Annotated in this window: 11 protein-coding genes and 2 tRNA genes; 6 read left to right on the plus strand and 7 right to left on the minus strand. The window is 56.8% G+C overall.

Annotated elements, in window-relative coordinates:
• Positions 1 to 19: 19 nt before the first annotated feature.
• The 4 genes from BLT98_RS22850 to acs form a co-directional block, all read right to left on the minus strand.
• Positions 20 to 1,390: a hypothetical protein gene (locus BLT98_RS22850; protein WP_244517645.1), complete on the minus strand. Its 1,371-nt coding sequence runs from the start codon at positions 1,388 to 1,390 to the stop codon at positions 20 to 22.
• 4 nt (positions 1,391 to 1,394) lie between these two features.
• On the minus strand, positions 1,395 to 1,991 hold the full coding sequence (locus tag BLT98_RS22855; RefSeq protein WP_092611755.1) for a DUF4406 domain-containing protein: 597 nt from the start codon (positions 1,989 to 1,991) through the stop codon (positions 1,395 to 1,397).
• A 513-nt stretch (positions 1,992 to 2,504) separates the two neighbouring features.
• Positions 2,505 to 2,595 (minus strand) — tRNA-Ser (locus BLT98_RS22860).
• Positions 2,596 to 2,785: 190 nt separating this feature from the next.
• Positions 2,786 to 4,792, minus strand: a complete 2,007-nt coding sequence (gene acs / locus BLT98_RS22865) for an acetate--CoA ligase (protein WP_092611758.1) — start codon at positions 4,790 to 4,792, stop codon at positions 2,786 to 2,788.
• 308 nt (positions 4,793 to 5,100) lie between these two features.
• Between acs and BLT98_RS22870 the strand changes: the two genes are divergently transcribed.
• From BLT98_RS22870 to BLT98_RS22885, 4 genes are all read left to right on the plus strand, one after another.
• A complete protein-coding gene (locus BLT98_RS22870) occupies positions 5,101 to 5,715 on the plus strand; it encodes a YqhA family protein (protein ID WP_034784515.1) in 615 nt (204 codons plus the stop codon).
• Between the two features lie 113 nt (positions 5,716 to 5,828).
• Positions 5,829 to 7,370 (plus strand): fumarate hydratase, encoded by a 1,542-nt coding sequence (locus BLT98_RS22875; RefSeq protein ID WP_034784516.1) that lies wholly within the window; start codon positions 5,829 to 5,831, stop codon positions 7,368 to 7,370.
• Positions 7,371 to 7,436: 66 nt separating this feature from the next.
• Positions 7,437 to 8,282: a glutamate racemase gene (gene murI / locus BLT98_RS22880; RefSeq protein WP_092611761.1), complete on the plus strand. Its 846-nt coding sequence runs from the start codon at positions 7,437 to 7,439 to the stop codon at positions 8,280 to 8,282.
• A gap of 142 nt (positions 8,283 to 8,424) precedes the next feature.
• A tRNA-His gene (locus BLT98_RS22885) sits at positions 8,425 to 8,500 on the plus strand.
• A gap of 154 nt (positions 8,501 to 8,654) precedes the next feature.
• On the opposite strand, the gene BLT98_RS22890 is transcribed toward BLT98_RS22885, so the two are convergent.
• Together BLT98_RS22890 and BLT98_RS29275 are read right to left on the minus strand one after the other, a co-directional pair.
• Positions 8,655 to 9,131, minus strand: a complete 477-nt coding sequence (locus BLT98_RS22890; protein ID WP_092611764.1) for a hypothetical protein — start codon at positions 9,129 to 9,131, stop codon at positions 8,655 to 8,657.
• 371 nt (positions 9,132 to 9,502) lie between these two features.
• On the minus strand, positions 9,503 to 9,949 hold the full coding sequence (locus BLT98_RS29275; protein WP_170846471.1) for a response regulator: 447 nt from the start codon (positions 9,947 to 9,949) through the stop codon (positions 9,503 to 9,505).
• A 287-nt stretch (positions 9,950 to 10,236) separates the two neighbouring features.
• Between BLT98_RS29275 and BLT98_RS22900 the strand changes: the two genes are divergently transcribed.
• Both BLT98_RS22900 and BLT98_RS22905 read left to right on the plus strand, forming a co-directional pair.
• A complete protein-coding gene (locus tag BLT98_RS22900; protein WP_092611770.1) occupies positions 10,237 to 12,348 on the plus strand; it encodes a TonB-dependent receptor family protein in 2,112 nt (703 codons plus the stop codon).
• Positions 12,349 to 12,830: 482 nt separating this feature from the next.
• On the plus strand, positions 12,831 to 13,280 hold the full coding sequence (locus BLT98_RS22905) for a hypothetical protein (protein WP_034782544.1): 450 nt from the start codon (positions 12,831 to 12,833) through the stop codon (positions 13,278 to 13,280).
• A 477-nt stretch (positions 13,281 to 13,757) separates the two neighbouring features.
• On the opposite strand, the gene BLT98_RS22915 is transcribed toward BLT98_RS22905, so the two are convergent.
• On the minus strand, positions 13,758 to 14,141 hold the full coding sequence (locus BLT98_RS22915; RefSeq protein ID WP_034782540.1) for a hypothetical protein: 384 nt from the start codon (positions 14,139 to 14,141) through the stop codon (positions 13,758 to 13,760).
• Between the last annotated feature and the right edge of the window lie 34 nt (positions 14,142 to 14,175).

Here is a 14,175-nt window from a genome sequence, read left to right on the forward strand (position 1 = left end):
TATTAAAATTTTTCATTTTTCAAGAAAATCTTGCGGGTTTGTTATTTTTTCGCAACACATCTGCAACATGGCTAGTCAAGCCCACACGCCCCGTCAATAATAAGCCATCATGCTCACCTAATAATTCAAGCTCAGCACGCAAAGCGACAATTCCTTTGGAAACATCAAACTGACGCCATTCGAGCGCTTCCCCTGGAACTATAATTTTTGCGAGACTTGATGTCGCACCCTTGTGAAGTTGTACTATCCATGCACGTTCGCCATCATGAACCCACTCAAACCGTACTACCCCCATCTGGCCGAATGCCTTTCCGTACTCAAAAAGAACATCCTGAACAACGTTTATTGGTAACTCTTCTGGCTGAACCGATCCAAGCATCAATGCTTCCCCTTCGCCTCTAGTACCCTCAATCAGAGGATTTCCACCAGCATCAACGATCAAAGCGCCTGAAAATTCGGCCCGCACGGCATGCTGAGCAAGTACAGAGGAAATACTTGAGCCACTTGGATCCTCGTTCGCTAACAAGGTAAATGGATCGAGCCATCCGTGATGTGTAGTGTACAAACCAGGAACTTGTTCGCGCGGACAAGTTCGAATCCAACGTTCTGCACTAGAGGTGTCTGCTCCAAATGAAAATGGAGCGACTCGCCGGCTGATTACGGTCGTAAACGGAATAGATAGGCCCAACTCACCTGCAATTAGTAGTCCATACGCTTTGTCGCCAATTAAGCGGCTAAAATTATTTGGCCAAGATATTTGCGGAATGATCTCACTGCTGGCAGTTTTTTCAAGCTCCCATCCGATGACATGAGTATGTTTCCAGCCACATGGTCTTGGATGCACACTAAATTCAAGTCGATATGAATCATCGATATCTACATCTATGGAAAATCCGTAAACGGTCTGCAAAATATTAACCCCCCAAGCCCGTGGCAACGAAGCCAATCCCGGCTTTTCTACACAGCGCGGAGTATCGTCAGGTGAAAATTCTATGACCCCTCCCTCTATAACTCCAGACACACCGCCATCACTTACATTTATTGTCTCATTAGCAATAACATTAAAGCCATCATGAGCTATTCTTAATACGGCTGCCAACGCGTCATCAACGTTTTTTATGCCATAAATAAACTCGTGACTTCGCGGATCGTCTGGTCGAAAACTACGTATATTGATGGCACAATCAATACTTCGATCTAACAATGTAGTTAATGCACTCGCTATGCTCTCAAATTTATGATTTGCTTCAAAACCTAGAATTCGACAATATTCTTGCTTAATTTCCTCACCTGGCGAAAAGCTAACAAACTGAGCAACATTTAGTGTCTCAGCAAGCCGATCCAGCGTTTCATCTTTTCTAAAATTTATCGGTGCGTTAGCTCTTCTCATTGTTTTAATGTCTTCCCATTCTTAAGTTATTTGCAAGATCATTCAATAGCTCATCGCCAGCTGAAATTTTATCTATTTTATCAGCAGCTGCCAGAATCATCATTTCTCCAGCGGTAGGAGTAATGGGATTTCCTCGCTCAGAAAAAATAAGTAAACCCCTTGAAGTGGCATAGCGAAATTCTGTTGCACAGCCAACACTGAACTGCCACCCATCGACCATATACACACTCGTCGCAAACTCTTCAAGCACGCGAAGCCAAAAATGCAGGTAATCTTTTTGACTCCAAGATTCCATTAATAAACTGCCAGGCTCTATTACGCTGCATCTCTTATTTTTTCGAAGATTTTTAGCTATTGCAATAATTTTATTCTCGTTTTTCTTAATTACATCAGAACGTATTGCAACTTTATACTGCTCCGAAATATTTCTAATTTCTCGACCAATTTTTACATACCACTCTAAGAAGTTTTCCCCAGTAGTTATTGGCCCACTTAAGTACAAACAATTTTTACGTGCTACTCCACACGCCATAGCTTGCAGCATATTGGACTGCTCAATTAATACTTCATCACTAGGTTTTAATAAAAATAAATCTAACATAAAAATTCTTTAAATTATAATAAAAGCATTAAACCGACTTTAAATTTCAAATACCGTCAAGTACGAGCTTTCTTAATTTTGTTGAATAAATAGCAATTCTGTAATATCAAAGACGACCCGCTTATCGTCGCTTCCAAGCATAACTTTCTAGGTTAGCGAAGCTAACATCGATTGTATCGCGGCAGCAGCACAACTTGGCATTAAAAACCAACAGAAAGCGGGGCCGAGGTCAAGGGGGCCAGAGATGGCAACGGCAAGTCTGCCATTTGCACATTGACTGATGCTTTGGGCCCAGTAGAAGCCAGCTCAAGTCGAAACCTAATTAGAACCACGAACGCGCGCCGCAGGCGCGCGGGGCTGCCGCGCAGCGGCAGCAGTTGGTCGATTCGGAGAGGGCCGGGCCGGTAGGCCCGACCCTTCGAATCCCCCGCGCAGGGCGCGCAGGCGCCCTGCTTCTCTCCGCGTACAGACGAAAAAAAAGCTACCCGAGGGTAGCTTTTTCTTTTTCGTCTGTGGCGGAGAGAGGGGGATTCGAACCCCCGATAGAGTATTACCCTATACACGCTTTCCAGGCGTGCGCCTTCAGCCGCTCAGCCATCTCTCCTGAAGGCAATGCGCGCGTCTTGCTTGCTCACATTGTGTACTGCATATCGCTTGTCGCGAAGCCGCAGATTATAGCAAAGATTCTACGGACTGCCAAAGTTATTTACCCAGGGGTAAAAGTTTGGCCAGGCCCGCCGGAAGGATGTGCCCCGGTGATGCGCACAGCCATTCCCGAGGCACTGGCCTGTCTGTTAAGACGTTTCCTTCAGCTGCTCCAGGATGGCCGGGTTTTCCAGGGTCGACACGTCTTGCGTGATCGTCTCGCCCTTGGCCAGCACGCGCAGCAGGCGACGCATGATTTTGCCGGAGCGGGTTTTCGGCAGGTTGTCGCCGAAACGGATTTCCTTCGGTTTCGCGATCGGGCCGATTTCCTTGCCGACCCAGTTGCGCAGCTCCAAGGCCAGCTTCTTGGCTTCCTCGCCCGTCGGACGCGCTTGCTTGAGCACCACGAAGGCGCAGATCGATTCGCCTGTCGTGTCGTCCGGACGACCCACCACGGCTGCCTCGGCCACCAGCGGGTTGGCGACCAGGGCCGATTCGATTTCCATCGTGCCCATGCGGTGGCCCGACACGTTCAGCACGTCATCGATGCGGCCCGTGATGGTGAAGTAGCCCGTGTCCTTGTTGCGGATGGCGCCGTCGCCGGCCAGGTACATCTTGCCACCCAGTTCTTCCGGGAAGTAGCTGGACTTGAAACGCTCGGGGTTGTTCCAGATCGTGCGGATCATCGATGGCCATGGGCGTTTTACGACCAAAATACCGCCCTGGCCGTTCGGCACGTCCTGGCCCGCTTCGTCGACGATGGCGGCCATGATGCCCGGCAATGGCAGGGTGCAGGAGCCGGGCACCATCGGTGTCGCGCCAGGCAGCGGGGTGATCATGTGGCCACCCGTTTCCGTTTGCCAGAAGGTATCGACGATCGGGCATTTCTCACCGCCGATATGCTTGTAGTACCACATCCACGCTTCCGGATTGATCGGCTCGCCGACCGTGCCCAGCAGGCGCAGGCTGCTCAGGTCGTAGTTGCCTGGATGGACTTTCGGGTCCACGTCGGCTGCCTTGATCAGCGAACGGATGGCCGTTGGCGCCGTGTAGAAGATGCTAACGTTGTGCTTCTTGATGGTTTCCCAGAACCGGCCCGCGTTCGGGTAGGTCGGGATGCCTTCGAACACCACTTGCGTGGCGCCCACGGCCATCGGGCCATACGCGATGTAGCTGTGGCCCGTCACCCAGCCGATGTCGGCCGTGCACCAGAACACGTCGTCCGGCTTGATGTCGAAACTCCACTTCATCGTCAGCGCGGCCCACAGCAGGTAGCCACCACTCGAATGCTGCACGCCCTTCGGCGTGCCCGTCGAACCGGAGGTGTACAAGATAAACAGTGGATGCTCGGCATCGACCCATTCCGGCTCGCATTGCGCCGACTGGCCTGCGACCAGATCGTGCAGCCACGTGTCGCGGCCGGCCACCATCGGCAAGTCGCTGCCCGTACGTTTATACACGATGACGTTTTTCACGGAGTCGCAGCCGCCCAGCGCCAGCGCTTCGTCAACGATGGATTTCAATGGCAGTTTCTTGCCACCGCGCAATTGCTCGTCGCCCGTGATGACGGCCACGGCGCCCGCATCGATGATGCGCTCCTGCAGGGATTTTGCCGAGAAGCCGCCGAAGACCACCGAGTGGGTGGCGCCGATGCGCGCGCAGGCTTGCATTGTGGCAACGCCTTCGACGGACATCGACATATAGATGATCACGCGGTCGCCCTTGGCGATGCCCTTGGCTTTCAGGCCGTTGGCGAACTTGCAGACTTTTTCGTGCAGCTCTTTATATGTTGCCCTGGTGACGGTGCCGTCGTCCGCTTCGAAGATGATGGCCGTCTTGTCGCCCAGGCCGTTTTCAATGTTGCGGTCCAGGCAGTTGTACGATACGTTCAGCTGGCCGTCTTCGAACCATTTGTAGAAGGGGGCATTGTCTTCGTTCAGGGTGCGGGTGAACGGCTTTTTCCAGCTCAGGTTTTCGCGCGCCAGCCTGGCCCAGAAGCCTTCATAGTCGGTTTCCGCCTCTTTCACCATGGCGCGGTAGGCGTCCATGCCGGAAATGGTGGCCTGTGCGGCAAACGCCGCCGACGGGTCAAATACGCGCGACTCTTCCGGTCCCTGCTGTTCCGTGCCCTGCCCTTGGTTTTCTGTAGCGCTCATGCTTGTCTCCAGTGTAGTAATTGTTTGCTAACACGATAGACCCCGTGTCTTACGGACGCCTTACATGTCGCGTTTATGCAGCGTTTTACCCCTATCAATGCTAACCATAAGCGCCTTCGGCAATGGGAGTCAAGGGGACGCCGTACAGTATTTTCACTGGGAAAATGCATGCTGCGCCGAAGGTTCAATACCACTTCATGTTTCATCAAACCTAATAATCAGGAGCAAGGCCATGCGCAGTAATCAGCAGCAAGTGTAAAATGTCGGGCATACCAAAAATTGGTATTTACTCCCCCAGGAAACCCCACATGATCGACCACCTACCACCGTCATCCAAACATACCAAGCTGCACCCGCTGTCCTCCTTCATCTTCATGTCGCGCTGGCTGCAGTTGCCGCTGTACCTGGGCCTGATCCTCGCACAATGCGTGTATGTCTTCCATTTCTGGGTAGAATTGTCCGACCTGATCGGCGCCGTGTTCGGCAATGATGCAGCCCTGCAGCACGTGCTGACGGCCGTTGCCGTGCCGGGCAGCGCCCTGCCGACCAAGCTCAATGAAGCGACCATCATGCTGGTGGTATTAGGCCTGATCGACGTGGTCATGATTTCGAATCTGCTGATCATGGTCATTATTGGCGGCTACGAAACCTTCGTTTCGCGCATGCACCTCGATGACCACCCAGACCAGCCGGAATGGTTGTCGCACGTCAATGCTTCCGTGCTGAAGACGAAATTGGCGATGGCCATCATCGGCATCTCGTCCATCCACCTGCTGAAGACATTTATCAATGCCAATTCCTACAAGATGGAAGTGATCATTGCGCAAACGGTGATCCACATGGTCTTCATCATTTCGGCCATGGCCATTGCGTACACCGACCGCATCATGACGGTAACCCAGAACCAGGCACGACCGCATTAAACCCGAAGCCCATGGCTGCCAGTGGCGGCCATGGGCTTTGTCATTTCCGATGCCGCAACCAGTAACCATTAATTAGTAAAAGTCTTACCCTTCTTATCCACCGCGAGAACACCATGACTGTCATAAAGCAAGAAGACCTGATCGAATCCGTCGCCGCAGCGTTGCAGTACATTAGCTACTACCACCCTGCTGATTACATCGAGCACCTGGCGCGCGCCTACGCGGCCGAGCAAAGCCCGGCGGCAAAAGATGCGATCGCGCAAATCCTGACCAACTCGCGCATGTGCGCGGAAGGCAAGCGTCCTATCTGCCAGGACACGGGTATCGTCAACGTCTTCCTGAAAATCGGCATGGGCGTGCGCTTCGAAGGTTTCAGCGGCACCGTTACCGACGCCGTCAACGAAGGCGTGCGCCGCGCGTACAACTTCGACGACAACAAGCTGCGCGCCTCCATCGTGGCCGACCCGCACTTCGACCGCAAGAACACCAAGGACAACACGCCAGCCGTCGTGCACATGGAACTGGTCGAAGGCAATACCGTCGACGTGAAAGTGGCTGCCAAGGGCGGCGGTTCGGAAAACAAATCCAAGATGATCATGATGAACCCGTCCGATTCGCTGGTGGACTGGGTCATGAAGACCGTGCCGACCATGGGCGCCGGCTGGTGCCCGCCTGGCATGCTGGGCATCGGCATCGGCGGCACGGCCGAAAAAGCCATGCTGATGGCAAAAGAAGTGTTGATGGAAGACATCGACATGTTTGAGCTGAAACAACGCGGCCCGCAAAACAAGCTGGAAGAACTGCGTATCGAGCTGTGCGACAAGATCAACTCGCTGGGCATCGGCGCGCAAGGCCTGGGCGGCCTGACGACCGTGCTCGACGTGAAAATCATGATGCACCCGACGCACGCCGCGTCGAAGCCGGTCGCCATGATCCCGAACTGCGCCGCCACGCGCCACGGCCACTTCGTGCTGGACGGCTCGGGCCCGGCCTACATGGAGCCGCCATCGCTGTCGTCGTGGCCGGAAGTGCACTGGACGCCGGACACGGAAAAATCCAAGCGCGTCGACCTGAACACCCTGACGAAAGAAGAAGTCGCTTCGTGGACGCCTGGCCAGACCTTGCTGTTGAACGGCAAGATGCTGACGGGCCGCGACGCCGCGCACAAGCGCATCCAGGACATGCTGGCCAAGGGTGAAGAGTTGCCGGTCGATTTCAAGAACCGCGTGATCTACTACGTCGGCCCAGTCGACCCGGTGCGCGACGAAGCCGTCGGCCCGGCCGGTCCGACGACCGCCACGCGCATGGACAAGTTCACCGACATGATGCTGGAAAAGACGGGCTTGATCGCCATGATCGGCAAGGCCGAACGGGGACCAGTGGCCATCGAATCGATCCAGAAACACCAGTCGGCCTACCTGATGGCCGTGGGCGGCGCCGCCTATCTGGTGTCGAAAGCCATCAAGCACGCCAAGGTGCTGGGCTTTGCCGACATGGGCATGGAAGCGATCTACGAATTCGACGTGGTCGACATGCCAGTGACCGTGGCCGTGGATGCGAAAGGCACCTCGGTGCACAACACGGGCCCGAAAGAGTGGCAGGCAAAGATCGAGCAACTCAATAGCGTCAGCAAGATTCCCGTGACGGTTGCTTAAACAAGCACTACCATTAACGCCGCGCGGCAACACAGCGCGGCGTTTTTTTATCTTCTTCGGCTTTATATGACTTCTATTGCAAGCAATGCCCGCCCAGACGCGCCCATCGGCATTTTTGACTCCGGCGTGGGCGGCCTGTCGGTGCTGCGCCATATCCGCGCGCAGCTGCCGCAGGAAGATTTGATTTACTTTGCCGATTCCGGCTATGCGCCGTATGGCGACAAGACGGAACAGCAAGTGGTCGACCGTTCGCTGGCGATCACCGCCTTTTTATTGCAGCAAGGCGCGAAGGCGCTGGTGGTGGCGTGCAACACGGCCACCATCGCCGCCATCAAGGCGCTGCGCGCGCGCTATCCCGACCTGCCCATCGTCGGTGTCGAACCGGGATTGAAACCGGCGGCCGCCATCAGCCGCAATGGCAAGATCGCAGTGCTGGCCACGGAACGCGCCTTGCGCGGCGACAAGCTGCTGGCCCTGCGCGAACAGGTGAGCGCCACCACGGGCGCCACGTTCATCTTGCAGCCCTGCATCGGCTTGGCCGACCGCATCGAGCAATGCGAGCTGGGTACCGATCCGCAGGACGCCACCAGCGCCATGCTGGAACGCTACATCGCCCCCATGCTGGAACAAGGCGCCGACACGCTGGTGCTGGGCTGCACGCACTACCTGTTCGTGCAGGACGCCATCGAACGCACGGTGCGCGCCCACACGCAGGAACAGATCACCCTGGTGGACACGGGCGACGCCGTGGCGCGCCAGCTGGCCCGTCTGCTCGATGCGGCAAGCTTGCGCCGCATCAACAACGACGCACCACGACTGCAGGGCTACACGACGGCCAAGGTCGAATCCCTGGCGAAAGCCTTCGCCGGTTTGCTGGACTTGCAGCCGCCCGTCGCGCACCTGTCCGTGTGAGCGGCGGGAGCAAAAGCGACCGTTTTCATGCAATCTTTCGATTCTTTAAAAAAGACTGCATTTAGATTTGCCACTTTGCCGAGTTCTTTGTATAATTCGGCACCTGTTCAGCAAAACAGCTAAACAGGTAAGTAAGACAGTGGTGGCTGTAGCTCAGTTGGTAGAGTCCAGGATTGTGATTCCTGTTGTCGTGGGTTCGAGCCCCATCAGCCACCCCACAGAATTAGTGGTAAATAAAAAGGGTTACATGCTTCGGCTTGTAACCCTTTTTTGTTGTCAGGATGATTCTTTGCGAGCAAGCATCGCACATATTAATCACAGGCAGGACAGGCAGCCAACACTGCCCGCCAGTCCACACAGAGCCGCCTGATTTTACGATTTCGTCGTCAGCGCAGGGTGCTGCGCATCGACACAATAACCATTCCAGTACACTTCCTCGAACGAGGTCAAGGAAATCCCTTTTCTTGACGCCTCTTTGTCCTGCATGCTGGCTTCATCCATCTCGACAATATAAGTGTCAAAGGTGTTCAGCTTTTCATGATCGGCACTGACGGAAACAAAACGCGTGCCGCCGGTATATGCCCCAAAGCCATTCTTGCCGTCAACGATACCGCACACGACGATTTCCATCGTTTCGCTATCCTTGCGCTTGTGAACGAGATACGAGGAGCGGATCACCGTCGAATCGGGATCTTTCATTTTCGCCTTCAACGCCTTGAGGGCATCGTCCTTTGCCCAGCCATCGGGTCCGGCCATCTTGTTACGCACATAATAGCCTGCAGCCATTAACGATGGCACGCCAATAACGAGCACCACCACAGCAATCAGCAACCACTTCAGAAATTTCATACCCACCCTTCAAAAACCAATATCAGAGAATGCGCCGGCCGTGCAAATACACTGCCAGCGAGCAATAAAACTCTCGCATGATCATTTGAATATGCCTGAATGTCAACTTTCAAAATACCGGGCATTCGCACGCCAGGTTTGGCCAGTTTGCTCACGGCACCAGCATCACCTGGAGCCAATGGCAACACGTTCGGAACAGGAATTGTGCGAACGCAACGAGGGACACCCGATGCGGAAGCCGTTGCTTATGCTTGCGCACGGCATAGGGAGACAATCCCGGCACCTGCGGGACGAAGTTCTTTCGTGCAAGCGGGGCAGCTTAACCCCAGGCAGGCAAAGGCTCGCCAGGCAGTGCTTGATGACGCGAAAACCTAGCCCGCCAGCACCGACTGCACGGTCGTCGCCAGGTCGTCCAGGCGCACGGGTTTGACGAGGAAGTGGCGGAAGCCCACGGCCAGCGCATCGTCCATGTACATGGGCAGGCTGTGGCCCGTGACGGCGATCAGCACGGCGTTGGCCGTCTCGGGATTGTGGTGCAGGCGGCGGCCGATTTCGATGCCGCTGATGCCGGGCATTTCGATGTCGAGGTAGACGGCATCGGGCACGCACAGCTTGACTTGCTCGATGGCCATCTGCCAGTTGCGCACCACCACCGCGTGGTGGCCCAGCGCTTCGAGCAGCATGGCCAGCGATTCGCCCACTTCCTGGTTGTCATCGACCACCAGCAGATTCAATTTGCGCGCAGCACTTGCCGGCTGGTCGCCCTGACGGCGTTCCACGGGGGGATTGCCTGGTGTCGTTTCAGTTGTCTGGCTCATTGTACGTTTACGTCTGACGGCTGCAAAAGCGGGAGTATACAAGAAGCGCGCGCAATGCCGCCGCACTCGAGCAATGGTGCCAGGCGGCAATCCAAGCCGCCCGCTGTACCGGGCCAGCAACACTTCTCCGCCCGCAGGCAGCCATATGGCCGCTACGCAATATTCGCAATTGACGGATAAAATGAGAATCATTATCATTATCATCCCCTTGCGCCGGATATCCACGCCACGATGTTGTCGCGCCGCCCGATTGCCCGCGCAAACATTGTCATTACGGAGATCCATGCATGGCTGCCACACCTTTCACACTGCCCTTTTCGCTGCGCCCGTGCGCGCTGGCCATCGCCCTCGCCTGCCTGGGCGTTTCTTTTTCCGCGCAGGCACAGGAGGCCAATACCGCAGATGACGCCGGTCCCATCCTGGAATCCATCCAGGTCAGCAGCAATCTGCTGGGCACGAGCATGGCCGCCAGCACGAAGAATTTCGCGGGCGCCCGCACGGTGGTGCAAAAGGATGACATCGAGAACTCGGGCGCTACCAGCCTCAGCGATGTGATGCGCCGCATTCCCGGCGTGCAGATCAGCGACAACTCGGGCAGCGCCGGCAGCGCCATTTCACTGAACATCGGCGTGCGCGGCCTGGCCGGACGCTATTCGCCGCGCAGCACGGTCTTGTTGGACGGCATCCCGATGTCGGTGGCGCCGTATGGCCAGCCGCAACTGTCATTCGCGCCCGTCAGCCTGGCCAATGTCGAGACGGTCGACGTGGTGCGCGGCGGCGGCGCCGTGCGCTTCGGCCCGCAAAACGTGGGCGGCATCATCAACTTCAAGACACGCCGCGTGCCCACCACTCCAGGCATCACGGGCGACGCCACCGTACGCTACAACTCGTACAGCGAAGTGGGCCACAATACGCAGGCCAGCGTCTTTGCCGGCACCCAGCTCGACAGCGGCCTGGGCCTGGCCGTGCTGTATTCCGGCATCCGCGGCAGCGACTGGCGCGTGGGCAGCGATGAGAAGGTCAACGACTTCGCCCTCAAATTCCGCTACGACCTGAGCCCGACGGCCGAGGTGTATGCCAAGCTGTCCTACTACGACGTGACGTCGCGTACACCGGGCGGCCTGACCGCCGCCCAGTACAAGGCAGACCCGTTCCAGAACACGCGCCCGACCGATTACTGGAGCGGCGAGCGCAAGGCCTTCGACATCGGCTACCTGAACGCCATTTCCAGCACGCAGGAATTCGAAGTGCGCGCCTATTACAACAAGAGCTCGCGCGAAAGCACCCTGATCAACGCTGGCCGCACTGGCCTGGGCCGCCAGCCGCGCAACTATGAAACGACGGCCATCGAGCCGCGCTACACGCAGCGCTTCACGACCGGCAAGGTATCACAGGACATCACCGTCGGCTATCGCTACCTGGCCGAACGGGCCGACGAGACCATCTACAATATCGTCATCGCCAGCGGTGTAAGGCAAAAGCCGACGCGCTTCGCCGACAACGCCACCGATGCGCAAGCCGTGTATATCGACGACAAGATCGCCATCGATGCCTGGCGCATCACGCCCGGCGTGCGCTACGAACACATCAAGACGGAACGCTTCAACCACTTGCCGACCGACCAGAAGATCGAGTTGCTCAACAATAAGGCCCTGCCTTCGTTGAACGTGGCCTACTTGCTCAACAACAACGTGACCCTGTTCAGCAACTACAACAGCTCGTTTGGCGCCGTGCAAAACACGCAGCTGAACTCGCAATCGGACAAGAATCCACTGCAGCCGGAACTGGCCAAGACGGCCGAACTGGGCGCGCGCTGGAAGAGTAGCCAGCTGTCGGCCGAAGCGACCTTGTTCAACATCAAGTTCGACAACCAGATCCAGTCCGTCGGCAGCGGCGAAAGCGCCGTCTTCTACAACGTGGGCGCCACGCATCACCGGGGCCTGGAAACGGCCATCGACTACCATTTCGACAAGTCCGGCCCACTGGCCGGCTTGAATGCCTACGCCACCTACACCTACACGAAGGCGACCTTGCAGGATGGCGTAAACGCGGGCAATGACGTGCCCTTCTATTCACGCAACACGGATACCGTCGGCGCCCACTACCAGCTGGGCGCCTGGGGCTTCGACCTGTCGAGCAACCACCAGAGCCGCCAGTTCGCGGACGAAGCCAACACCGTGGCGGAAAACCCGGCCGGCAACCTGGGCGTCATTCCCGGCTTCCGCACCTGGAACACGCAAGTGAAATGGAAAGTGCCGGGCCAGGCGGGCCTGGAGCTGGTCGCCGGCGTCAACAACCTGAGCGACAAACGCTACTTTACGCGCACATCGGACGGCAACTTGGGCAAGATGGTGGGTGCGCCGCGCATGGTCTACCTGCAGGGCCGCCTGGCGTTCTGAGCTGATCCGCTGCCCCCGCCTATCGAGTCGATAGGCGGGGGCGCACGCTTGCGACACGCAAAAACCTGCACCATTGTTGGAATGGTGCAGGTTTTTTTACGCCCCCCGAAGTCACAAAAATTCTTTGCTGCAAGCACGCTGCAGGCCGCGTTCGCTGTGGGGAAAAATTGCAGCTGGGCCTGGGCTTGCTGGGTTTCATGGTGCGCCGCAAGGCAGCCGCCTGAATCTGAAAAGCCGTCGCGCAACAGCCGCTCCGCCGCCTGGCCGGGCGGCTTTTTTCATGGGAAAACGGGAGCATCACATCAGTAAATGTTGCCAAGAAGAATTAAATTGACGCTACAATAGCGGGGTATCAAGCAATGCCAAGCATCGCTCCGCCAGGGCCCCTACCCCGCCCTGATCATCAGCACGCATTTTTTGAACAGGATGACTGGCGCTGCCGGGCCCGATTGCGCTCCCGGCACGGCCACCACACACGCACCATGTCCGCAGAAAAAACCATTACCGAAACGAGTTCCTACGGCAAGGAAACGCCCGTAGGGCGTCCCGACATCGATGGCCGCGCCGGCATTTTCGTGCCCACGGCGGAATTTGACATCAACAACACCACCACCATCCGCAAGGGCGCGGGCATTGTCGGCTTCGGCAACCTCGATGGCACCCTGACCGTATATTTCGAAGCGAACCGCTTCGACGAAAGCAATCTGCACAAATGGGAACACAAGGCGCGCAAGGCGTATGACCGCATGGTCATGGGCGCGCCCACGGTGTCGAAGGCGAAAATCGATGCGCGCATGCTGGAACAGGTCGGCATCATCGATGGCATGGGCATCAATCTCAAGCACCCGGAACGCCTGACGCACTGGCTGGCGATCTCGAATGTGCCGGACACGGCGCCGGAAGAGCCTGTCGTGCGCTGGAAAAACCGCTGAGTAATCCTCAGGAAATTATTGTGAAGTTATGACGAACAGAACCGGATGCTATGCAAGGCGCCCGCTGCGACGCAGTGCGAGCACTGCTAGCAGTGGGCAACGCCGCAGAGCGCCGGTTATGGAAGTCAGAAATCGCAATAATTTATTGGGGGTTACTCTGGCAGCCGGAGAGCGAGGCGGGGCGCCAGGCACGAGGTGTTGTCCTACATGGCGGCGGACATTCATCCGATGCCCAAAGGCATCAACTCATCCTATGATGAAAGCCTGACCACACCTCACACCACTCAGGAGTACGACATGTCCCGCCTCATCCCGATCAGCTTTGGCGCCTTGCAAATAGGTCTGGCAGCGGCGGCGATGTACATCCTGTGTTCGGCGGACGTGCTGCACCAGGGTTCGGTTTATTTCCACTAATAAAATGACAAAGCCGGGCAAGCAACGCTTGTCCGGCTTTGTCCTGCATGCAAGTGCAATAGTCTAGCGGCGGCCGTGGTAGCGTCCATGCCCGCCCCAGCCGCCGCGGTGTCCACCGTAGCGCCCAAAGCCGAACATGAAGTCCAGCCCGATCGTCACGGGCGGATTGTAATAATACGGTTGCGGCGCGTACACGGGCGCCGGCACATATACGGGTTGCTGCACGTACACCGGCTGCTGCTGCACGTACACAGGCTCATTCGTGTATTCCACGCGCGGTGCGCTCATCACGCGGCCCGACTGCACCGGCTCGGACGAGACCGTATGCCATTCATAGGGATTGTAGGCCCCCTGCGGCGCGCGCGAACCGTAATATGCGGGACCGGGGGGTGCCACGGCGCAGCCACCCAAGGCGGCCAGCGAAATTACTGCCAACAGGGTTTTCATTGCAATTCTCCTCGAGTACCAATTCCATGTACTA

This window comes from Janthinobacterium sp. YR213, from assembly GCF_900099875.1.
GTDB classification, from domain to species: domain Bacteria; phylum Pseudomonadota; class Gammaproteobacteria; order Burkholderiales; family Burkholderiaceae_D; genus Janthinobacterium; species Janthinobacterium lividum.